18 protein-coding genes are annotated in these 20,293 nt (G+C 67.6%); 16 read left to right on the forward strand and 2 right to left on the reverse strand.

The genetic code is table 11. The annotated features are described in order from the left end of the window. Window positions 1–93: 93 nt before the first annotated feature. Window positions 94–927 carry a xanthine dehydrogenase accessory protein XdhC gene (xdhC, locus tag F624_RS0113120; protein ID WP_019574769.1) on the reverse strand — a complete coding sequence of 278 codons (834 nt, stop codon included), beginning with the start codon at window positions 925–927 and terminating at the stop codon, window positions 94–96. A gap of 150 nt (window positions 928–1,077) precedes the next feature. Between xdhC and F624_RS0113125 the strand changes: the two genes are divergently transcribed. After that, the gene (locus tag F624_RS0113125; protein ID WP_019574770.1) at window positions 1,078–1,608 is read left to right on the forward strand and encodes a hypothetical protein; all 531 of its coding nucleotides are present in this window, start codon (window positions 1,078–1,080) and stop codon (window positions 1,606–1,608) included. 12 nt (window positions 1,609–1,620) lie between these two features. On the opposite strand, the gene uraH is transcribed toward F624_RS0113125, so the two are convergent. Next, on the reverse strand, window positions 1,621–1,971 hold the full coding sequence (gene uraH / locus F624_RS0113130) for a hydroxyisourate hydrolase (protein ID WP_019574771.1): 351 nt from the start codon (window positions 1,969–1,971) through the stop codon (window positions 1,621–1,623). A gap of 123 nt (window positions 1,972–2,094) precedes the next feature. On the opposite strand from uraH, the gene F624_RS0113135 reads away from it, so the two are divergent. The 15 genes from F624_RS0113135 (at window position 2,095) to F624_RS0113205 (ending at window position 20,253) form a co-directional block, all read left to right on the forward strand. Continuing rightward, window positions 2,095–2,769 (forward strand): GntR family transcriptional regulator, encoded by a 675-nt coding sequence (locus F624_RS0113135; protein WP_019574772.1) that lies wholly within the window; start codon window positions 2,095–2,097, stop codon window positions 2,767–2,769. 36 nt (window positions 2,770–2,805) lie between these two features. Continuing rightward, the gene (puuE, locus tag F624_RS0113140) at window positions 2,806–3,768 is read left to right on the forward strand and encodes an allantoinase PuuE (protein ID WP_019574773.1); all 963 of its coding nucleotides are present in this window, start codon (window positions 2,806–2,808) and stop codon (window positions 3,766–3,768) included. 2 nt (window positions 3,769–3,770) lie between these two features. Next, entirely contained in the window at window positions 3,771–5,540 is a 1,770-nt protein-coding gene (gene uraD, locus F624_RS0113145) for a 2-oxo-4-hydroxy-4-carboxy-5-ureidoimidazoline decarboxylase (RefSeq protein WP_019574774.1), read from the forward strand. Window positions 5,541–5,544: 4 nt separating this feature from the next. Further along, complete coding sequence (locus F624_RS0113150; RefSeq protein ID WP_019574775.1) at window positions 5,545–6,831, forward strand: M20 family metallopeptidase; 1,287 nt, start codon at window positions 5,545–5,547, stop codon at window positions 6,829–6,831. Further along, window positions 6,828–7,676, forward strand: coding sequence for a pseudouridine synthase (locus F624_RS32500; protein ID WP_019574776.1), 849 nt, complete (start codon window positions 6,828–6,830; stop codon window positions 7,674–7,676). The genes F624_RS0113150 and F624_RS32500 overlap by 4 nt, the downstream gene beginning before the upstream one ends. 68 nt (window positions 7,677–7,744) lie before the next feature. After that, on the forward strand, window positions 7,745–8,485 hold the full coding sequence (locus F624_RS0113160) for a tyrosine-protein phosphatase (protein ID WP_019574777.1): 741 nt from the start codon (window positions 7,745–7,747) through the stop codon (window positions 8,483–8,485). Window positions 8,486–8,756: 271 nt separating this feature from the next. After that, on the forward strand, window positions 8,757–10,037 hold the full coding sequence (locus F624_RS0113165) for a C4-dicarboxylate transporter DctA (protein ID WP_019574778.1): 1,281 nt from the start codon (window positions 8,757–8,759) through the stop codon (window positions 10,035–10,037). Between the two features lie 122 nt (window positions 10,038–10,159). After that, the gene (locus F624_RS0113170; protein WP_019574779.1) at window positions 10,160–12,025 is read left to right on the forward strand and encodes a methyl-accepting chemotaxis protein; all 1,866 of its coding nucleotides are present in this window, start codon (window positions 10,160–10,162) and stop codon (window positions 12,023–12,025) included. A 20-nt stretch (window positions 12,026–12,045) separates the two neighbouring features. Further along, on the forward strand, window positions 12,046–12,735 hold the full coding sequence (locus F624_RS0113175; RefSeq protein ID WP_019574780.1) for a GntR family transcriptional regulator: 690 nt from the start codon (window positions 12,046–12,048) through the stop codon (window positions 12,733–12,735). Between the two features lie 228 nt (window positions 12,736–12,963). Continuing rightward, the gene (locus F624_RS0113180) at window positions 12,964–14,451 is read left to right on the forward strand and encodes a nucleobase:cation symporter-2 family protein (protein ID WP_031254932.1); all 1,488 of its coding nucleotides are present in this window, start codon (window positions 12,964–12,966) and stop codon (window positions 14,449–14,451) included. 93 nt (window positions 14,452–14,544) lie between these two features. Beyond that, on the forward strand, window positions 14,545–16,851 hold the full coding sequence (locus F624_RS0113185) for an NADP-dependent malic enzyme (protein WP_031254934.1): 2,307 nt from the start codon (window positions 14,545–14,547) through the stop codon (window positions 16,849–16,851). A gap of 161 nt (window positions 16,852–17,012) precedes the next feature. After that, window positions 17,013–18,041, forward strand: coding sequence for an ABC transporter substrate-binding protein (locus F624_RS0113190; RefSeq protein ID WP_019574783.1), 1,029 nt, complete (start codon window positions 17,013–17,015; stop codon window positions 18,039–18,041). A gap of 91 nt (window positions 18,042–18,132) precedes the next feature. Then, window positions 18,133–18,972: an ABC transporter ATP-binding protein gene (locus tag F624_RS0113195; RefSeq protein WP_019574784.1), complete on the forward strand. Its 840-nt coding sequence runs from the start codon at window positions 18,133–18,135 to the stop codon at window positions 18,970–18,972. A gap of 11 nt (window positions 18,973–18,983) precedes the next feature. Continuing rightward, on the forward strand, window positions 18,984–19,757 hold the full coding sequence (locus tag F624_RS0113200; RefSeq protein WP_019574785.1) for an ABC transporter permease: 774 nt from the start codon (window positions 18,984–18,986) through the stop codon (window positions 19,755–19,757). 10 nt (window positions 19,758–19,767) lie between these two features. Beyond that, window positions 19,768–20,253: a nucleoside deaminase gene (locus F624_RS0113205; protein WP_019574786.1), complete on the forward strand. Its 486-nt coding sequence runs from the start codon at window positions 19,768–19,770 to the stop codon at window positions 20,251–20,253. Window positions 20,254–20,293: the final 40 nt, after the last annotated feature.

The raw sequence follows: 20,293 nt of genomic DNA on the forward strand, positions 1-20,293 counted from the left end.
CCGGATGCAGAAAGGAGGTCGTTGTCACGGCCTCCTGACGGCAAAGTGTATACAGTTTTTGAGCACCGTGCAGACGGATCGTCCGGCCCCGGATCAGGGCTTTCCCGAAGCTGCCCCGGTGCCCGGAAGCTTTTGCAATAACTGTGCCGCCACCGCCACGGCAATGACCTCCGGCTGCTTGCCGCTGATGCCCGGCACACCGATGGGACAGGTGATGTGATCCAGCTCCTCGGCGGTGAAGCCACGCTCCTGCAGGCGCCGCTGGAAGGTGGCCCATTTGGTCTGGCTGCCGATCAGGCCGACAAACGGCAGGTCGCCACGTTCGCGCTGGCGGCGCAGACAGGCGGCCACGATGTCCAGGTCTTCGGCATGGCTGAAACTCATCACCAGCACCTGCGAACCCGGCACCAGGTCGGCCACCGCCCCTTGCACCGGATCGGAGTGCTCGGCCTCCACGTTCTCGGGCAGCTCGGGCGGGAAGATGCCGTCGCGGCTGTCGATCCAGCGCAGGCGAAACGGCAGCGGCGCCAGCACCCGCACCAGCGCGTGCCCCACATGGCCGCCACCAAACAGGGCCAGGGGCTGGCCGCCTTGCGCCAGTTCGGTGCGCAGGCGCTCGCGGTCGGCCGCCGTGACGCGCTCCAGGCTCAGGTGCACCACACCGCCGCAGCACTGCCCCAGGCTGGGGCCCAGGGCATGGCGCTGCTGCTGCGGCCAGGGCGTGGCGGGGTCACGCAGGCCTTCGCGGGCGGCCAGGGTGGCCACCAGTTCCAGGTGGCCGCCGCCGATGGTGCCCAGCACGGACTCGGGCCACACCGCCATCCAGGCGCCCACCTCGCGCGGCACCGAGCCCTGGGTGCGCACCACGCGCACCAAGCAGGCGGGTTCATCGTTCAGGCGCTGCAGCAATTGGGACAAAGCACTCATGGGCGCTGATTTTGCGTTCATAAACCCCTTCATCCAGACAAAATGGCCTCACGGCAGATACGACTGGCAACAATCAGAACGCGTTCGCAAAGGCACAATGCGCCCATGAACGGACCCGCCCCACGCTCACCCGCCCTGCCAAAGCGCTCCATGCCCGCCCTGATCCGGCGCCCCCTGTGGCTGATGGCCACGGCCTGGGCCGCGCTGCTGGCCGCCTGCGGCAGCGGCCCGACACCGCCGCTGAACGAGAACACGCCTGCCGCCGAAACGCCAGGCCCGGTCGCCAGCCCCGCCGGCCACAGCGGCACCGGCGGCGCCCGCACGATCAGCCTGGCCTCGGCAGCCACCACCCCCAAGGCCTACCGCCAGGATGCGGCCCAGCACCTGTACAAGCTCAATACCCAGCGCATCTACGCGGGCAAGCTGCCGCCCATGCTGTACGCGGTGGGTGTGCTGCAGGTGAGCATCGACAGCCGGGGTCAGGTCACGCAGCTGCACTGGATGCGCGCGCCGCGTCACGCCCCGGAAGTGATCGCCGAGATCGAGCGCACGGCACGCGAGGCCGCGCCCTACCCGGTGCCGGCCCGCCTGGGCAAGGTGGTCTACACCGACACCTGGCTGTGGGACCAGAGCGGCAAGTTCCAACTCGACACCCTGACCGAAGGTCAGAGCGGCGGCTGAACTGCGCCGGCCTCAGGAGCCCCGGTAGGTGGAATGGCTCCAGGGGCTGACCAGCAGGGGCACGTGGTAGTGCTGATCGGCATGGGCGATGCCGAAATCCAGCGTCACCTTGTCGAGGAAGGGGGGCTGGGGCAGGTCGACGCCACGGGCGCGGAAGTAATCCGCCACCTCGAACACCAGGCGGTAGGTGCCGGGGCGCAGGTTGTTGTTGTCGTACAGCGGGCCGTCGGAGCGGCCATCGGCGTTCAACACAAAGCGGCGCACCAGGGTGGCGTTGTCGCCCTGGGTGGTGAACAGCGAAACCCCCATGCCGGCGGCCGGGCTGCCGTGCATGGTGTCCAGAACGTGGGTACTGAGGCCCATGGGTGATCCTTTCGGGTGACGAGACAAGAGACGGCCACCTGGGCGACCGGGTGAAGGCTGCCATGACGGCAATCGTGAACCAAAAGTGTATACACTTTTTGAATTGGCAGCTATCATGAACTCATGGACGCCCCCAACCCATCGACCACCCACGTCATCGTCGAGAGCCTGACCCGGGCCATCGTCGAACACCGGCTGCTGCCGGGCACCAAGCTGGCCGAACAGAAGCTGGCCGACCACTTCGGCGTGTCGCGCACGCTGGTCCGCCAGGCCCTGTTCCAGCTGTCGCAAAACCGCCTGATCCGGCTGGAGCCGGCGCGCGGGGCCTTTGTCGCGGCGCCCTCGGTCACCGAGGCCCGCCAGGTTTTCGCCGTGCGGCGCATGCTGGAGGCTGAAATGACGCGCGCCTTTGTGCGTGATGTCACCCCTAGCAAGATCAAGGCCTTGCGCGAGCACGTGGCCCGCGAAAAAGCCGCTGTGCAGGACGGCGACGCCTCCGGTCGCACCGAACTGCTGGGCGACTTCCATGTGCGCATGGCCGAGCTGATGGGCAACGAGGTGCTGGCCCAATTGCTGGGTGAGCTGATTTCACGCTGCGCCCTGATCACGCTGATGTACCAATCGGCCAGCGCGGCCGAACACTCCCACGAGGAGCACGGCGAGATCGTCAAGGCCCTGGCGGCGCGCGACGAAGCCCTGGCGGTGCAACTCATGAACGATCACCTGACCCATGTCGAGGAAAGCCTCACCTTCGACCGCAAGCTGCCCACCAGCGACCTGTCCATGGCCCTGTCCTGAACTTCACCCCACACCGTCAGCCCTCCGAGCCCGCCCATGAAGCCTTACGACACCACCCAACCCTACCCCCGTGACCTGATCGGCTACGGCCGCGATGTGCCCCATGCCCAGTGGCCGGGCCAGGCCCGCATTGCGGTCCAGTTCGTGCTGAACTACGAGGAAGGCGGCGAGAACGCCACCTTGCACGGCGACGCCGGCTCGGAGCAGTTCCTGTCCGAGATGTTCAACCCGGCCAGCTACCCCGACCGCCACATGAGCATGGAAGGCATCTACGAGTACGGCTCGCGCGTGGGCGTGTGGCGCATCCTGCGCGAGTTCGAGAAGCGCGGCCTGCCCATGACCATCTTCGGCGTCGGCATGGCCCTGCAACGCCACCCCGAGCTGACCCAGGCCTTTGTCGACCTCGGCCATGAGATCGCCTGCCACGGCTGGCGCTGGATCCACTACCAGAACATCGACGAGGCCACCGAGCGCGAGCACATGCGCGTGGCGCTGGACGCGATCGAAAAGCTCACCGGTCAGCGCCCCACCGGCTGGTACACCGGCCGCGACAGCCCACGCACCCGCCGCCTGGTGGTGGACGACGGCCGGCTGGAGTACGACAGCGACTACTACGGTGACGACCTGCCCTTCTGGATGAAGGTCGAGCGCAGCGACGGTGCCGTGGTGCCGCACCTGGTGGTGCCCTACACCCTGGACACCAACGACATGCGTTTTTCATTGCCGCAGGGCTTCTCGCAGGGCGACGACTTTTTCACCTACCTGCGCGACAGCTTCGACTGCCTGTACGCCGAGGGCGACCCCGCCGGCGAGAACCGCCCCAAGATGCTGAGCATCGGCATGCACTGCCGCCTGCTGGGCCGGCCCGGGCGCATGGTGGCGCTGCAGAAGTTCCTTGACCACATCCAGCGCCACGACAAGGTCTGGGTGTGCCGCCGCATCGACATTGCCCGCCACTGGCAGCAGGTGCACTCCTTCACCGAACAGAAAGCAGGCTGACCATGGCCCTCACCCTTGCCGAATTCAACACTGCCCCCGCCGAGCAAGCCCTGCAATGGCTCGATGGCCTGTACGAGCACTCGCCCTGGATCGTCGAGCGCGTGCTGCCGCAGCGCCCCTTCCAGTCGCTGGCCCAGCTCAAGCACGCGCTGACCCAGGTCGTCAGCCAGTCCGGGCGCGACGCCCAGTTGGGCCTGATCCGTGCCCACCCCGAGCTGGCGGGCAAGGCCATGGTCAGCAAGAGCCTGACCGCCGAGTCCACCCACGAACAGGGCAAGGCCGGCCTGACCGACTGCACACCCGAAGAGTTCGCCCGCATCCAGCAGCTCAATGCCGACTACAACGCGCGCTTCGGCTTCCCCTTCATCCTGGCCGTGCGCGGCCCGCGTGGCCTGGGCCTCAACCGGCACGAGATCATCGAGACCTTCGAACGCCGCCTGCACAACCACCCCGACTTCGAGCTGGCCGAGTGCCTGCGCAACATCCACCGCATCGCCGAAATCCGCTTGAACGACAAGTTCGGCGTCGAGCCGGTGCAGGGCAACCTGGTGTGGGACTGGCAAGAAAAGCTCGCCCAGCACTCCGACCCCGGCTTTGCCGAGCTGGGCCAGCTCACCGTCACCTACCTGACCGACGCCCACCGCGCCTGCGCCCAGCGCATCGCCCACTGGATGCGCGAAGCCGGTTTTGACGAGGTCGGCATCGATGCCGTGGGCAATGTGGTGGGCCGTTACCACCCGGCCACGGCCGGTGCCCGCTACCTGATGACGGGGTCGCACTACGACACCGTGCGCAACGGCGGCAAGTACGACGGGCGCCTGGGCATCTTCGTGCCCATGGCCTGCGTGCAGCAGCTCAAGACACAAGGCCGCCGCCTGCCCTTCGGGCTGGAGGTGGTGGGCTTTGCCGAAGAGGAAGGCCAGCGCTACAAGGCCACCTTCCTGGGTTCGGGCGCGCTGATCGGCGACTTCAAGCCCGAATGGCTGGACCAGCAGGACGCCGACGGCATCACCATGCGCGAAGCCATGCAGCACGCCGGCCTGTGCATCGATGACATCCCCAAGCTCCAGCGTGACCCGGCCGCCTACCTGGGCTTCATCGAGGTGCACATCGAACAAGGCCCGGTGCTCAACGAGAAGGACCTGCCCCTGGGCGTGGTCACCTCGATCAACGGCAGCGTGCGCTACCTCGGTGAAGTGATCGGCACGGCCAGCCACGCCGGCACCACCCCCATGGACCGCCGCCGCGATGCCGCCACCGCGGTGGCCGAACTGGCGCTGTATGTGGAGAAGCGGGCCGCCCAGGACGGCGACTCGGTGGGCACCATCGGCCAGTTGCAGGTGCCCAACGGCTCGATCAATGTGGTGCCGGGGCGCTGCAAGTTCTCGCTCGACCTGCGCGCCCCCACCGACGCCCAGCGTGACGCGCTGGCCCGCGATGTGCTGGCCGAGCTGGCCGCCCTGTGCGAACGCCGTGGCCTGCGCTACACCCTCGAAGAAACCATGCGTGCCGCCGCCGCCCCCAGTGCCCCGGCGCTGCAGCAGCGCTGGGAGGCCGCCGTCAGCGCCCTGGGCCTGCCGGTGTTCCGCATGCCCAGCGGGGCCGGCCACGACGCCATGAAGCTGCACGAGGTGATGCCCCAGGCCATGCTGTTCGTGCGCGGCCTGAACTCGGGCATCAGCCACAACCCGCTCGAATCGAGCACCAATGAAGACATGCAGCTGGCGGTGGACGCCTTTGCCCATGTCCTGAACCACTTCACCGCCGTCTGACACCATGACCGAAGCACACAACACCGCCCGCGACACCGCCCCTTCCGCCGCCCCTTCCGCCGCACCTTACGCCGCCCTCGACGCCTGGATCGACGCCCACTTCGACGACGAAGTGCGCTTTCTGCAGGCCCTGGTGCAGGTGCCCACCGACACCCCGCCCGGCAACAACGCCCCGCACGCCGAGCGCACGGCCGAGCTGCTGCAAGCCTTCGGCTACGAAGCCGAAAAGCACCCCGTGCCCGCCGCCGAGGTGCAGGCCTATGGCATGCAGAGCATCACCAACCTGATCGTGCGCCGCCCCTTCGGCCCGGCCGGCAGTGGCCGCACCATCGCGCTCAACGCCCACGGCGACGTGGTGCCCCCGGGCGAGGGCTGGACCCACGACCCCTATGGCGCCGAGATCGTGGACGGCAAGATGTATGGCCGCGCCACCGCGGTCAGCAAGAGCGATTTCGCCAGCTTCACCTTCGCCCTGCGTGCCCTGGAGGCCGTGGCCCGCCCCACCCAGGGGGCGGTGGAGCTGCACTTCACCTACGACGAAGAGTTTGGCGGCGAACTGGGCCCGGGCTGGCTGCTGAAGAACCAGCTGACAAAGCCCGACCTGATGGTGGCGGCCGGCTTCTCGCACGAGGTGGTCACCGCGCACAACGGCTGCCTGCAGATGGAAGTGACCGTGCACGGCAAGATGGCCCATGCCGCCGTGCCCCACACCGGTGTCGATGCGCTGCAAGGCGCGGTGCACATCCTGAACGCCTTGTATGCCCAGAACACCGAATACCAAAAGGTGAGTTCGCAGGTGGCCGGCATCAACCACCCCTACCTGAATGTGGGCCGCATCGAAGGCGGCACCAACACCAATGTGGTGCCCGGCAAGGTGATGTTCAAACTGGACCGCCGCATGATCCCCGAAGAGAACCCGGTCGAAGTCGAAGCCCGCATCCGCCAGGTGATCGAGCAGGCCGCGGCCGAGCGCGCCGGCATCAGCGTCGAGATCAAGCGCCTGCTGCTGGCCCGCTCGATGACCCCGCTGGCCGGCAACAAGCCGCTGGTCGACGCGATCCAGCAACACGCCAAGGCGGTGCTGGGCGAAGACGTGCCCGCCGTGGGCACCCCGCTCTACACCGACGTGCGCCTGTATGTGGAGCGCGGCATCCCCGGTGTGATCTATGGCGCCGGCCCGCGCACCGTGCTTGAGTCGCACGCCAAGCGCGCCGACGAACGCCTGGATCTGAACGACCTGCGCGCCGCCACCAAGGTGGTGGCCCGGGCCCTGAGCGACCTGCTGGCTTGATCACCAAGCCCGCCACCGAGCCCACGCCCACGATCGACGCGCCACCTCTCACCGTGCTGTGGCGCGACGAGCACCTGGTGGCGGTCTACAAGCCGGCGGGCTGGCTGGTGCACCGCACCGGCCTGGATGCCGGTGAGACCCGCTTCGTGATGCAGGCCCTGCGCGACCAGTTGGGCCAGCACGTGTTCCCGGTGCACCGGCTCGACAAGGGCACCTGCGGCGTGCTGGTGATGGCGCTGCACAGCGAGGCCGCGCGGGCCCTGTCGCAATCCTTCGAGGCCCACCGCACGCGCAAGCACTACCTGGCGGTGGTGCGCGGCTGGGCGCCGCAGGCCATCGAGGTCGACCACGCCCTGCGCCCCGACGATGCCCCACCCGACGCCCCCGTGCAGGAGGCCCACACCCGTTTCGAGCGCCTGGCCACGCTGGCCCTGCCGCCCGAGCCCGGCCAGGTCCCCGCCGACCCACGCTACCCGGCCAGCCGCCTGTCGCTGGTGCAGGCCTGGCCCAGCACCGGTCGGCGCCACCAGATCCGCCGCCACCTCAAGCACCTGGCCCACCCCATCATCGGCGACGCCACCCACGGCAAGGGCCCGGTCAACCGCTGGTGGGCCGAGCGCCTGGGCCTGCAACGCCTGTGGCTGCACGCGGCCACCCTCGACATTCCCCACCCCCTGAGTGGCGAATGGCTGAGCTTCTCCAGCGGGCTGCTCCATCCGGGGCCCGGCACAGACCAGCCCCCACCGCCGGATCTGCTCGATTGGCAGGCCTTGCTGCAACGCCCGGCCTGGCAGGCCGACGCGCCAGCGCCCCTCAGCCCGGACGCCTGTGAGACAAGGGCCTGACCGGCGGCGCGGGCGGGGCGATAACATGCAGGTCACGTTGACACTCACTGATCTGCCCCCACTGCTTCATGACCTACGCCCCCCTGTCCCTGCGCCTGAGCGGCGCCAGCAACTTCCGTGACCTGGGACGCTACCCCGCCCGGGGTGGCCGGGCCATGCGCCCGGGCCGCATCTACCGCTCGGATCACCTGGCTCACCTCACACCCGAAGACCAGGCCCGCCTGCAGGCCCTGGGGGTCACGCGCACGGTCGATTTCCGGGGCCTGACCGAACGCGCCGCGCTGGCCTATGAGCTGCCCGGCGTGCAGCAGCACGCGCTCTCCATCGAGCCCACGGTGGTGCAACGCGCCAAGGCCTTGCAGGACAGCGGCCAGGAACTCACGCCCGAACATGCCGCCGAGCTGATGGAGCAGACCTACCGCGATTTCGTGCTGCACAACTCGCCCCGTTTTGCCGAACTGTTCCGGCTGCTGCTGGAAAGCGACCAGCCCCTGGTCTTCCACTGCACCGCCGGCAAGGACCGCACCGGCTTTGCCGCTGCGTTGATCCTGCACGCGCTGGGCGTGGAGCGCCCCGTCGTGCTGCACGACTACCTGCTGACCAACGAGCTTTACCAACGCCCCACCGGCCTGATCGGGCAAGGCCCTGAAGAGGTGATGCGGGTGATCTGGCGGGTGCAGCAGAGCTTTCTGGACGCCGCCCTGGACACGGTGCAGCAGCACCACGGCGGCCTGACACCGTATCTGCAGGACGTGCTCGGCGTGGGCCCGTCTGAAGTGCGCCAGCTCGAATCGCTCTACCTGCTCTGAACGGAAGGCATCGGCGGGCGCCAGCCCGTCGGCCACGCCCTGCCGCCCCCACGCCTCAGCCGGCCCCTGTTCAGTCCGGGCCGCACCATGTCAGCCCAGAACACAGAGGCGCCGCGCCAAATCGGTGCGCATCGCCTCAGGACTCCCCTTTTCGGTGCCTGGACACCGCTGAAGCCCGCGTGAAAACCCTGTATTCATGGGCACGACTTTTGCCTACATTGCTTGCATACAAGATTTGCAAACCACATCTCTTTCCAACCTTGGAGCAGCCATGTCACGCATTTACAAATCCCTCTTCGGCCAGGTGGTTCTGGCCCTGGTGGTCGGCGTCATCGTCGGCCTGGTCTGGCCTGAACAGGCCGTCAAACTCAAACCCCTGGGCGACGGCTTCATCAAGCTGATCAAGATGCTCATCCCCTTCATCGTCTTCGGCGTGGTGGTGCATGGCATTGCCGGCACCGGCGACCTCAAGCGGGTGGGCCGGGTGGGCATCAAGGCCCTGATCTATTTCGAGGTGGTCACCGCCATCGCCCTGGTGCTGGGCCTGGTGCTGGCCTGGGTGTTCCAGCCCGGCGCGGGCATGAACATCGACCCCAGCACGCTCGACGGCTCGGCCCTCTCGGCCTACAAAGAAAACGCGGGCAAGCTCACCGGCGGCGGCTTCACCGAGTTCGCCCTGCGCCTGATCCCGACCACCGCCCTCAGCGGCTTTGTGACCGGCGACGTGATGCAGGTGCTGCTGGTGGCCATCCTGTTCGGCTGCGCCCTGGCCCTGCTGGGCCCCAAAGGCCAGCGCATCACCTCGCTGATCGATGACCTGTCGCATGCCCTGTTCAAGACCATGGGCCTGCTGATCCGCCTGGCCCCGTTGGGCGTGCTGGGCGCCATCGCCTTCACCGTGGGCAAATACGGCATCGGCTCGCTCAAGCAACTGGGCATGCTGGTGGCGCTGTTCTTCGGCGCCACCCTGTTCTTCGTGGTGGTGGTGCTGGGTCTGATCATGCGCGTGTCGGGCTTCAGCCTGTTCAAGCTGCTGCGCTACCTGCGCGAAGAGCTGATGGTGGTGTTTGCCACCACCTCCTCGGACAGCGTGCTGCCGCAGATCATGGCCAAGCTCAAGGCCATGGGCATCCGTGACTCGACCGTGGGCCTGGTGATCCCCACCGGCTATTCCTTCAACCTGGACGCCTTCTCGATCTACATCACGCTGGCCGCCGTCTTCATTGCCCAGGCCACCAACACCCCGATCTCCACCGCCGATCTGTTGGCCATCCTGGCCATCTCGCTGGTCACCTCCAAGGGCGCGCACGGTGTGCCGGGCTCGGCCATCGTGGTGCTGGCCGCCACCCTGCAAGCCATTCCGGCCATCCCGGCGATCGGGCTGGTGCTGGTGCTGTCGGTGGACTGGTTCATGGGCATTGCCCGCGCCCTGGGCAACCTGATCGGCAACTGTGTGGCCACCGTGGCGATTGCCGCCTGGGAAGGCGACATCGATCGCGAGCGGGCCCACGCGGTGCTGGACGGCCGCGCCAGCGGCACCTCGGTCGAATGATGACCCAGGTCAGCCTGCCGCGGGCCCACCAGGGCCTGGCGCCACCCGTCGAATGCGGGTGGCTTCAGACCGTCATACAGCGCCAGTAAAGTCGGCCCCCTCCCCACTCCGAAGTTCTCCCCATGCTGAGTTCCCTGCGTACCAAACTGCTGCTGATCACGACCCTCTCGGTCGTGGTGGCCTTGAGCCTCACGGGCGCCATCACCTACACCCTGCTGCGCGCCAGCATCACCCAGACCGCAGCGCAGCAACTGAGCGCGGCCAGCGAAGGCAACGGCATGGCCATCGACCTGTGGGTGGCCGCCAAGACCACCTCGGTGCAGGCCGCCGCCAACGCGGTGCAGCATGGCGACCCGCAGGGCATCGTGCTGCACATGAACAAGGCCGGCGGCTTTCCGGTGACCACGGTGGGCTGGACCGACAAGAGCTACGTCTCCAGCAGCTCCACCACCCCGGCCAATTACGACCCGACCGGCCGCCCCTGGTACAAGGCCGCCGCCCAGGCCGGCAAGTTGGTGGTCACACCACCCTATGCCGACGCCTCGACCGGGGTGGCTTTTGTGTCCTTTGCCGCGCCCATGCTGCGCGACGGCACCCTGGCCGGGGTGGTCAGCGGGGCCGTGCCTCTGGACGGCGTGCGCCAGGTGGTGAACGCGGTGCACCCGACCCCCAACAGCCTGGCCTTCCTGGTCACCCGCAGCGGCCAGTTGCTGGCCCACGCCGATGCCAAGCTGACCCTCAAACCGGCCTCCGAGCTGTCTCCGGCCTTGGCCGGTGAATCGCTGGCCAAGCTGCTCAGCGCCACCACCCCGCAGGAGGTGGAACTCGGTGGCATCAGCAAGCTGCTGCAGGCGCGCGCCATCCAGGGCACCGACTGGTACCTGATCGTGGCGCTCGACAAGGCCGACGCCACCCAGGCCCTGGGTGAGGTGTCGCGCGGCGTGCTGCTGGCCACCGTGGTGCTGGCCCTGCTGGCCGCGGCGCTGAGCTCGGTCTTCACGGCCCGCGCCTTCCGCCGGCTGGCCCAGGTGCGCGACGCCATGGCCGACATCAGCTCCGGCGGCGGCGATCTGACGCAGCGCCTGCCCATCTCGGGGCAGGACGAGGTGGCCCAGGTGGCCCGCTCCTTCAACACCTTCGTCGACAAGATGGCCGTGGTGCTGCGCGACATCCGCCAGGGCGCCGAATCGGTGCGTCTGGCCAGCGACGAGATCCGCAACGGCAACCATGACCTGTCCAGCCGCACCGAGGGCGCGGCCAGCAGCCTGGAGCAGACCTCGGCCGCCCTGGTGCAACTGACGGCCAGCGTCCAGCAGTCGGCCGAAGCCACGGTGCGCGCCACCCAACTGGCCAGCGAGGCCAGCCAGGCCGCCGCCAAGGGGGGTGAGGTGGTGGCCGGCGCCGTCAGCACCATGGACGAGATCAACCAGTCGTCCGCCCGCATCAGCGACATCATTGGTGTGATCGACGGCATTGCCTTCCAGACCAACATCCTGGCCTTGAACGCGGCCGTCGAGGCTGCCCGCGCCGGTGAAAACGGCCGCGGCTTTGCCGTGGTGGCGGCCGAGGTGCGCAGTCTGGCGCAACGCAGCGCCACCGCCGCCAAGGAAATCAAGGGCCTGATCAGCACCTCGGAAGAGCGCGTCAGCACCGGCACCCAGCGTGTGCAGGCCGTGGGCCAGACCATGGACACCATCATGGACAGCATCCGTCGGGTCGGCCAGTTGATCGGAGAGATCAACGGCGCCATGCACGAGCAAAGCAACGGCATCGGCCAGATCAGCCAGGCAGTGGCGGAAATGGACCGCTCCACGCAGCAAAATGCGGCCCTGGTCGAAGAATCCGCCGCTGCGGCGTCGGTGCTCAACGATCAGGCCCACCACCTGGCCCAGACTGTCGGTGCCTTCAAGCTGGGTGATGGCCCCCTGACGGGCACAGCGCTTGCAGGGCCGTCGGCATCGACCTTCACCGCACCTCGCCTGCACTGACCCCGAAACTCCAGGAACCCATGAGCAGCTCCCAGACCGAAATCGCACAACAGGTGGTCGAATCCATCCTGGCCCAGAAGCTGGCCCCCGGCGAGCGCCTGGGTGAACAAGCCCTGGCCGACCTCTTCGGCGTCAGCCGCACCCTGGTGCGCGAGGCGCTGATGCAGCTGCAGGCGCGCGGCTTTGTCGAGGTGCGATCGCGGCGCGGCTGGTACGTGGTGGAGCCCTCGGTGGAAGACGCGCGCGATGCGTTCTCGGCGCGCCGCATCGTGGAGGCCGGCATCCTGGCCAGCGCGGGCGACGAGGGCCGCCCCTTGCAGGCCGTGACGCGGCGCCTGCGCCAGCACATCGCCGACGAGCAAAGTGCGATCGATGGCGCCGATGCCGCCGCCCGGGCCTTTCTGCTGGCCGACTTCCATGTTTGCCTGGCTGAAAGCATGGGGCACCGCAGCCTCACCGACGTGCTGCGCGACCTGACCGCCCGCACCACGCTGGCCGCCTCGTTGTACCAGTCACGCCACGAAGCCAGCCAGTCGTGCCAGGAGCACGAGGCCATCGTCGAGGCGATCGAAGCCGGTGATCTGGCCCTGGCGCGCGACCGTCTGTTGGCCCACATCGGCCATGTGGAGGAAGCCTTGCGCCCCGACACGCCGCGCATCCACGACAGGCTGCGCGATTCGCTGAGCCCGGTGCAGCGCACGCCGGGCTGATCGCCCCAACAGGCCCGCCCAGCCCCTCAACAGGGTTGTCCGGGGCTTGTCCATGAGTTCTGGCCTGCTTCTTGCAGGCTGCTGGCGCTCGGGTTTTCACTGAGCTCCGCACGGATCGAGCTGTATACACTTTTCACATACAACTATGTGCACGAAGTGCGCAGATCCCCCGCGCGGCGGTCTCAGGTTCACCACGTTCCGCCCCTTCCAGCCCTCAAGGAAATCAGCATGAATCCAGCGGTCCACCCCGTCGACGAACGCCTTCCCATCAACCGATTGGCCGCCCTGGGCCTGCAGCACGTGCTGGTCATGTATGCCGGCGCGATTGCCGTGCCGCTGATCATCGGCCGCGCCCTCAAGCTCGACCCCGAGCAGGTGGCCATGCTGATCTCGGCCGACCTGTTCTGCTGCGGCCTGGTCACGCTGATCCAGGCACTGGGCGCCACCCCGTGGTTCGGCATCAAACTGCCGGTGATGATGGGGGTCACCTTTGCCTCGGTCGGCCCGATGGTGGCGATCGCCAACAGCCACCCCGGCCTGGCCGGGGCCCAACTGATCTTTGGCTCGATCATTGGCGCCGGCATCATCTCGATCCTCATCGCCCCGGTGGTCAGCCGCTTGTTGCGCTTTTTTCCGCCGGTAGTCACCGGTACCCTGATCATGGTGATCGGCATCAGCCTGATGCGCGTCGGCATCAACTGGATTTTCGGCAACCCCGTGGGCCCCACCGCCCCCAGCGTGCCCGACCCCGAACACCTGCGCTGGCTGGCCGAGGCCGGCAAGCTGGCTTCGGCCCCGGGCTCGGCCTTGCCGGCCGTGCCCAAGGGCCTGGCCATCCTGCCCACCGTGCCCAACCCCAAATACGCCGACCTGATGGGCGTGGGCGTGGCCGCCCTGGTGCTGGCCTCCATCCTGGCGATCAACCGCTTTGCGCGTGGCTTTGCGGCCAACATCTCGGTGCTGCTGGGCATCGTCATCGGCGGTGTGGTGTCGGTGGCCCTGGGGCTGATGACCTTCGAGAAGGTCGGCAAGGCCCACTGGTTCGACCTCGTGCTGCCCTTCGAGATCGCCACCCCGGTGTTCGACCCGCTGCTGATCCTGACCATGACCGTGGTCATGCTGGTGGTGATGATCGAATCGACCGGCATGTTCCTGGCCCTGGGCGAGATGACCGAGCGCAAGGTCGACAACAAGGCCCTGACCGCCGGCCTGCGCACCGATGGCCTGGGCACCCTGATCGGGGGCCTGTTCAACACCTTCCCCTACACCAGCTTCTCGCAGAACGTGGGCCTGGTGGCGGTGACCGGCGTGCGCAGCCGCTTTGTGTGCGTGGCCGGCGGCATCATCCTGATCGTGCTGGGCCTGCTGCCCAAGATGGCGGCCCTGGTCGAGTCCCTGCCCACCGTGGTGCTGGGTGGCGCCGGCCTGGTGATGTTCGGCATGGTGGCCACCACCGGCATCCGCATCCTGGGGGGTGTGGACTTCAAGGACAACCGCCACAACGCGCTGATCGTCGCGATTTCCATCGGTGTGGGCATGATCCCGCTGCTGGCTCCCAACTTCCGCCAGTGGATGCCGCATGCCATCCACCCGCTGATCGAATCGGGCATCCTGCTGGCCACCATCAGCGCAGTGCTGCTGAACCTTTTCTTCAACGGTGCACGCCACGACGAGGAAGCCATTCGAGCCGCTGCTCGTCAATCCGACAGCCATTGAGCCCTGGCCCCCAACCACCCCACCCCACCGTCAGCATGCCGTCAGGATGGGGTAAGCTCTCTGCCCGCGTACGCATCCGTAGGAACCCAATTCATGTCATCTTCCCTGTCTGCCGCCGAGCAAGCCTTGCGCGAAGCCGCCCTCGAATACCACCGCAAACCGGTGCGGGGCAAGATCTCGGTCACGCCGACCAAGCCCCTGTCCAACCAGCGCGACCTGTCGCTGGCCTACTCGCCCGGCGTCGCCTACCCCTGCCTGGACATCCAGGCCGATCCCTCGCTGGCCTTTGACTACACCTCGCGTGGCAACCTGGTGGGCGTGATCACCAACGGCACGGCCGTGCTGGGCCTGGGCGACATCGGCCCGCTGGCCGGCAAACCCGTGATGGAAGGCAAGGGCTGCCTGTTCAAGAAGTTCGCCGGTGTCGACGTGTTCGACATCGAACTGGCCGAGCGCGATCCCGACAAGCTGGTCGAGATCATTGCAGCCCTGGAGCCCACCCTGGGCGGCATCAACCTCGAAGACATCAAGGCCCCCGAGTGCTTCTACATCGAGAAGCAACTGTCCGACCGCCTCAACATCCCCGTCTTCCACGACGACCAGCACGGCACGGCCATCATCTCCTCGGCCGCCCTGCTCAACGGCCTGGAGCTGGTGGGCAAGGACATCGGCGCCGTCAAGGTGGCGGTGTCGGGCGCAGGTGCTGCCGCCATCGCCTGCCTGGACGTGATGGTGGGCCTGGGCGTGAAGCGTGAGAACGTCTATGTCTGCGACTCCAAGGGCCTGATCCAGAGCGAGCGGGACGACGCCAAGAGCGGCCGCCTCGACGAGTCCAAGCGCCGCTACTGCCAGACCACCACGGCCCGCACCCTGGCCGACGTGGTCAACGAGGCCGACGTGTTCCTGGGCTGCTCGGCCCCCGGCGTGCTGACCGCCGAGATGGTCAAGACCATGGCGCGCCAGCCCATCATCCTGGCCCTGGCCAACCCCGAGCCCGAGATCCGCCCCGAACTGGCCAAGGCCGTGCGCCCCGATTGCATCATTGCCACCGGCCGCTCGGACTACCCCAACCAGGTCAACAACGTGCTGTGCTTCCCGTACATCTTCCGGGGTGCACTGGACTGCGGTGCCACCAAGATCACGGCCGAGATGAAGCGCGCCTGCGTGCGCGAGATCGCCGACCTGGCCAAGGCCGAGATGAGCGATGAAGTGGCCGCCGCCTACGCTGGCAAAGAACTGAGCTTCGGCCCCGAGTACCTGATCCCCACCCCGTTTGATGCCCGCCTGATCCTGCGCATCGCCCCGGCCGTGGCCAAGGCCGCGCAAGAGTCTGGCGTGGCCACCCGCCCCATCGAGGACATCGAGGCCTACCGCGAAAGCCTGTCGCGCTTTGTGTACGCCACCGGCATGTTCATGCGCCCCGTGTTTGCCGCTGCCAAGGCCGCCCACAAGCGCGTGGCCTATGCCGAGGGTGAAGACGAGCGCGTGCTGCGCGCCGCCCAGGTGGCGGTTGACGACGGCCTGGCCCGCCCCATCCTGATCGGCCGCCCGGCCGTGATCGCGGCGCGCATCGCCAAGGCCGGCCTGCGCCTGCAGCCGGGCAAGGACATCGAGATCTGCAACCCCGAGGACGACCCACGCTTCCGCCAGTACTGGGAAACCTACCACCGCCTGATGGGCCGCCAGGGCGTGACGCCCGAGGCCGCCAAGGCCGCGGTGCGCCGCTCCAACACGGTGATTGCCGCGCTGATGGTCAAGCTCGGCGACGCCGACGCCATGCTGTGCGGGCTGGTGGGCCGCTACGACAGCCACCTGGAGCACCTGCGTGACATCCTGGGCCTGCGCGAAGGCGCCTCGGGCTTTGCCGCGCTCAACGCCCTGATGCTGGACAAGCACACCCTGTTCATCGCCGACACCTACATCAATGAGAACCCCGACGCCCAGCAACTGGCCGAGATCGCGCTGGCCGCGGTCGAAGAGGTGAAGCGCTTCGGTCTGCCGCCCAAGGTGGCGTTCCTGTCGCACTCGAACTTCGGCTCGTCCAAGCGCGCCTCGGCCGTGAAGATGCGCGAAGCCCGCGAGATCTTCGCCCGCCTGGCCCCCGATGTGGAATGCGACGGCGAGATGCACGGCGATGCGGCCCTGTCCGAAGACGTGCGCAGCCACTCGCTGATGGACAGCAGCCTGAGCGGCGAGGCCAATGTGCTGATCTGCCCCAACCTGGACGCAGCCAACATCCTGTTCAACGTGCTCAAGACCACGGGCGGCCACGGCGTGACCATCGGCCCCATCCTGCTGGGTGCAGCCGCTTCGGCCCACATCATGACGCCCTCGTCCACCATGCGCCGCGTGGTCAACATGACCGCACTGGCGGCCGCCAATGCCGGCGTGACCCGCTGAGCACCTGAGGTATCGCGGTGCGGGCCTCAGGGCTCGCCCCTCGCCGACGGCCCCTGGCAGCCCCTGTTCAACAGGGCGCCCCAGGGGCTGTTTTTTTGCACGCACAGACCATTCAGGCACTGTTTTTGCTAACTTGTATGCAACCAACGGAGCCTGTGTCGATGCAAAAACGTAGCTTTATCCAAGCGGGTCTGGCCCTGAGCCTGGCCCTGGCCCTGGGCAGCGCCCAAGCCCAAAATACCCCCATCAAGTTCCAGCTCGACTGGCGCTTTGAAGGTCCTGCCGCGCTATTCCTGCTGCCCGCCGCCAAGGGCTACTTCAAGGACGCCAAGCTCGATGTCACGGTGGATGCGGGCAACGGCTCGGGCGGGGCGGTGCAGCGCGTGGCCTCGGGCAGCTACGACATGGGCTTTGCCGATCTGGCCGCCCTGATGGAATTCCAGGCCAACAACCCCGACGCCCCCAACAAGCCGGTGGCCATCATGATGGTCTACAACAACACGCCGGCCTCGGTCATGGCGCTCAAGAAGAGCGGCATCACCAAGCCAGCCGACCTGAACGGCAAGAAGCTCGGCGCCCCGGTGTTCGACGCAGGTCGCCGGGCCTTCCCGATCTTTGCCAAGGCCAACCAGGTGGGTAGCGTGCAGTGGACCGCCATGGACCCGCCGCTGCGCGAGACCATGTTGGTGCGTGGCGACATCGACGCCATCACCGGCTTCACCTTCACCTCGCTGCTCAACCTGGAGGCGCGCGGCGCCAAGGCCAGCGACGTGGTGGTGATGCCCTACTCGGAACTCGGGGTGAAGCTGTACGGCAATGCCATCATCGCCTCGCCCAAGCTGCTCAAGGAGAACCCCGCCGCCGTGAAGGCCTTCCTGCTGGCCTTCACCAAGGGCGCCAAGGAAGTCATCGCCAAGCCCGAGGCCGCCATTGAGTACGTGAAGCAGCGCGACGGCATCATCAACAGCGAGCTGGAAGCCCGCCGCCTGAAACTGGCCATCGACACTGTGATCAACAGCCCCGACGCGCGAGCCGAAGGCTTTGGTCAGGTGAACGCAGCGCGCCTGTCGCTGATGGCCTCGCAGGTGTCCGATGCCTATGCCACCAAGACCCGCGCCAACCCCGACACCGCCTGGACCGGCGCCTACCTGCCCTCGGCCGCCGAACTCAACATCCTGCCGCGCAAGTAAGCACCCCTGCACAACCGGTCTGCTGCGGCAGGCCGGCTGCAGCGCCTTTCGCCCTTGTTCACCCCCGCCCACCCGCGTCCGGAGAGTCTGCATGTCCGCCCCCCTAGCCACCCCAGAGGCCCCCTACTTCGTCGACTTCCGTGATGTCTGGCTCGCCTACAACGACGAGCTGCTGGCGCAGAACCACTTCGCCGTCGAAGGCATCGACCTGCAGGTGCGCCAGGGCGAGTTCATCGCCATCGTCGGGCCCTCGGGCTGCGGCAAGTCGACCTTCATGAAGCTCACCACCGGGCTCAAGATGCCCTCGATGGGCCGCATCCTGATCGATGGGCAGCCCGTCACCGGGCCGCTGAAGATCTCGGGTATGGCCTTCCAGGCGCCCTCGCTGCTGCCCTGGCGCACCACGGTGGACAACGTGCTGCTGCCGCTGGAGATCGTCGAGCCCTACCGATCCAGCTTCAAGCAAAAGCGCAAGGAGTACGAAGCCCGTGCCCGCGCCCTGCTGCAGAAGGTGGGCCTGGCCGGCTACGAGGACAAGTTTCCGTGGCAGCTCTCGGGCGGCATGCAACAACGCGCCAGCATCTGCCGCGCGCTGATCCACGAGCCCAAGATGCTGCTGCTCGACGAGCCCTTCGGCGCCCTGGACGCCTTCACCCGTGAAGAGCTGTGGTGCATCCTGCGCGACCTCTGGACCGAGCAGAAATTCAACGTCATCCTGGTCACGCACGACCTGCGCGAATCGGTCTTCCTGGCCGACACCGTGTACGTGATGAGCAAGAGCCCGGGCCGCTTCGTGGTCAAGCGCGAGATCGAGTTGCCGCGCCCGCGCGAACTTGAACTCACCTACACCAAAGAATTCACTGACATCGTGCACGAGCTGCGCGGCCACATCGGCGCCCTGCGCAAGGCCGGCGCGGTCATCAACCAGTAAGGCGGGCATTCATGGCCAACAACAAAAAAATGATCGAACGCTGGTCGCCCTGGCTGCTGCTGGTGGCGGTGCTGGTGACCTGGCAGGTGCTGTGCTCGGCCTTCAATGTGTCCGAGTTCATCTTTCCCAGCCCGGCACGCATCGGCAGCCAGTTCATGGAGTTCAAGTGGATCATCGCGGGCCACGCCTGGCGCACCTTCTGGGTGACGATGGCGGGCTTTGGCCTGGCCATCGTGGTGGGCGTGCTGCTGGGCTTTGTGATCGGCAGCTCGCGCCTGGCCTATGCCGCGGTCTACCCGCTGATGACGGCCTTCAACGCCTTGCCCAAGGCCGCGTTCGTGCCCATCCTGGTGGTGTGGTTCGGCATCGGCGTGGGCCCGGCCATCCTGACCGCCTTTCTGATCAGCTTCTTCCCCATCATGGTCAACATCGCCACCGGCCTGGCCACGCTGGAGCCCGAGCTGGAAGACGTGCTGCGCGTGCTCGGCGCGCGCCGCTGGGACGTGCTGATGAAAGTCGGCCTGCCGCGCTCCATGCCCTACTTCTACGGCTCGCTCAAGGTCGCCATCACGCTGGCCTTCGTGGGCACCACGGTGTCCGAGATGACGGCCGCCAACGAAGGCATCGGCTACCTGCTGATCAGTGCCGGCTCGGCCATGCAGATGGGCCTGGCCTTTGCCGGCCTGCTGGTGGTGGGCGCCATGGCCATGGTGATGTATGAGCTGTTCAGCCTGATCGAGAAACGCACCACCGGCTGGGCCCACCGGGGCTCGCACGGCGAGTAAGGAAGACGCCATGCCCCCTCTGAGCCCCGAACAAGCCCTGCAGGCCCTGCGCCGGGCCAACGAGGTGGCCCGGCGGGCCATGTCCGAGGGGCGTCACCCCTTCGGCGCCCTGCTGCTGGGTGCCGATGGTGTCACCGTGCTGGCTGAACAGGGCAACATCGACACCGTCAACCATGCGGAGTCGACCCTGGCCCGCGAGGCAGCGGCCCGCTGGAGCCCCGCCGAACTGGCGCAGTGCACCCTGGTCACCACCTTCGAACCCTGCGCCATGTGCGCCGGCACGATTTACTGGGCCGGCATCGGGCGTGTGGTCTACGGCGCCTCAGAGGCCGATCTGCTGAGCCTGACCGGCGACCACCCCGAGAACCCCACGCTGGACCTGCCCTGCCGCGAGGTGTTCTCGTGCGGCCAGCGGGCGGTGCAGGTGCTGGGGCCCTTTGCCACCCTGCGTGAAGAGCTGCTGGCCCCGCACCAGGGCTTCTGGGCCACGCGCTGATCGCGCCCGGCCCCAGCCCGCCCCGGTTAGCCCGCCCCGG

It is taken from the genome of Curvibacter lanceolatus ATCC 14669 (assembly GCF_000381265.1).
Taxonomy (GTDB): Bacteria; Pseudomonadota; Gammaproteobacteria; order Burkholderiales; family Burkholderiaceae_C; genus Curvibacter; species Curvibacter lanceolatus.

What these genes read in the sequence shown, in the direction of transcription:
- F624_RS0113175 (WP_019574780.1), top strand. Translation starts at nt 12,046, where the DNA reads ATGAGCAGCTCCCAGACCGAAATCGCACAACAGGTGGTCGAATCCATC.
- F624_RS0113165 (WP_019574778.1), top strand. Translation starts at nt 8,757, where the DNA reads ATGTCACGCATTTACAAATCCCTCTTCGGCCAGGTGGTTCTGGCCCTG.
- F624_RS0113160 (WP_019574777.1), top strand. Translation starts at nt 7,745, where the DNA reads ATGACCTACGCCCCCCTGTCCCTGCGCCTGAGCGGCGCCAGCAACTTC.
- F624_RS0113150 (WP_019574775.1), top strand. Translation starts at nt 5,545, where the DNA reads ATGACCGAAGCACACAACACCGCCCGCGACACCGCCCCTTCCGCCGCC.
- uraD (WP_019574774.1), top strand. Translation starts at nt 3,771, where the DNA reads ATGGCCCTCACCCTTGCCGAATTCAACACTGCCCCCGCCGAGCAAGCC.
- F624_RS0113200 (WP_019574785.1), top strand. Translation starts at nt 18,984, where the DNA reads ATGGCCAACAACAAAAAAATGATCGAACGCTGGTCGCCCTGGCTGCTG.
- F624_RS0113190 (WP_019574783.1), top strand. Translation starts at nt 17,013, where the DNA reads ATGCAAAAACGTAGCTTTATCCAAGCGGGTCTGGCCCTGAGCCTGGCC.
- F624_RS0113125 (WP_019574770.1), top strand. Translation starts at nt 1,078, where the DNA reads ATGCCCGCCCTGATCCGGCGCCCCCTGTGGCTGATGGCCACGGCCTGG.
- F624_RS0113170 (WP_019574779.1), top strand. Translation starts at nt 10,160, where the DNA reads ATGCTGAGTTCCCTGCGTACCAAACTGCTGCTGATCACGACCCTCTCG.
- xdhC (WP_019574769.1), bottom strand. Translation starts at nt 927, where the DNA reads ATGAGTGCTTTGTCCCAATTGCTGCAGCGCCTGAACGATGAACCCGCC.
- F624_RS0113205 (WP_019574786.1), top strand. Translation starts at nt 19,768, where the DNA reads ATGCCCCCTCTGAGCCCCGAACAAGCCCTGCAGGCCCTGCGCCGGGCC.
- F624_RS0113180 (WP_031254932.1), top strand. Translation starts at nt 12,964, where the DNA reads ATGAATCCAGCGGTCCACCCCGTCGACGAACGCCTTCCCATCAACCGA.
- uraH (WP_019574771.1), bottom strand. Translation starts at nt 1,971, where the DNA reads ATGGGCCTCAGTACCCACGTTCTGGACACCATGCACGGCAGCCCGGCC.
- F624_RS0113195 (WP_019574784.1), top strand. Translation starts at nt 18,133, where the DNA reads ATGTCCGCCCCCCTAGCCACCCCAGAGGCCCCCTACTTCGTCGACTTC.
- puuE (WP_019574773.1), top strand. Translation starts at nt 2,806, where the DNA reads ATGAAGCCTTACGACACCACCCAACCCTACCCCCGTGACCTGATCGGC.
- F624_RS0113135 (WP_019574772.1), top strand. Translation starts at nt 2,095, where the DNA reads ATGGACGCCCCCAACCCATCGACCACCCACGTCATCGTCGAGAGCCTG.
- F624_RS0113185 (WP_031254934.1), top strand. Translation starts at nt 14,545, where the DNA reads ATGTCATCTTCCCTGTCTGCCGCCGAGCAAGCCTTGCGCGAAGCCGCC.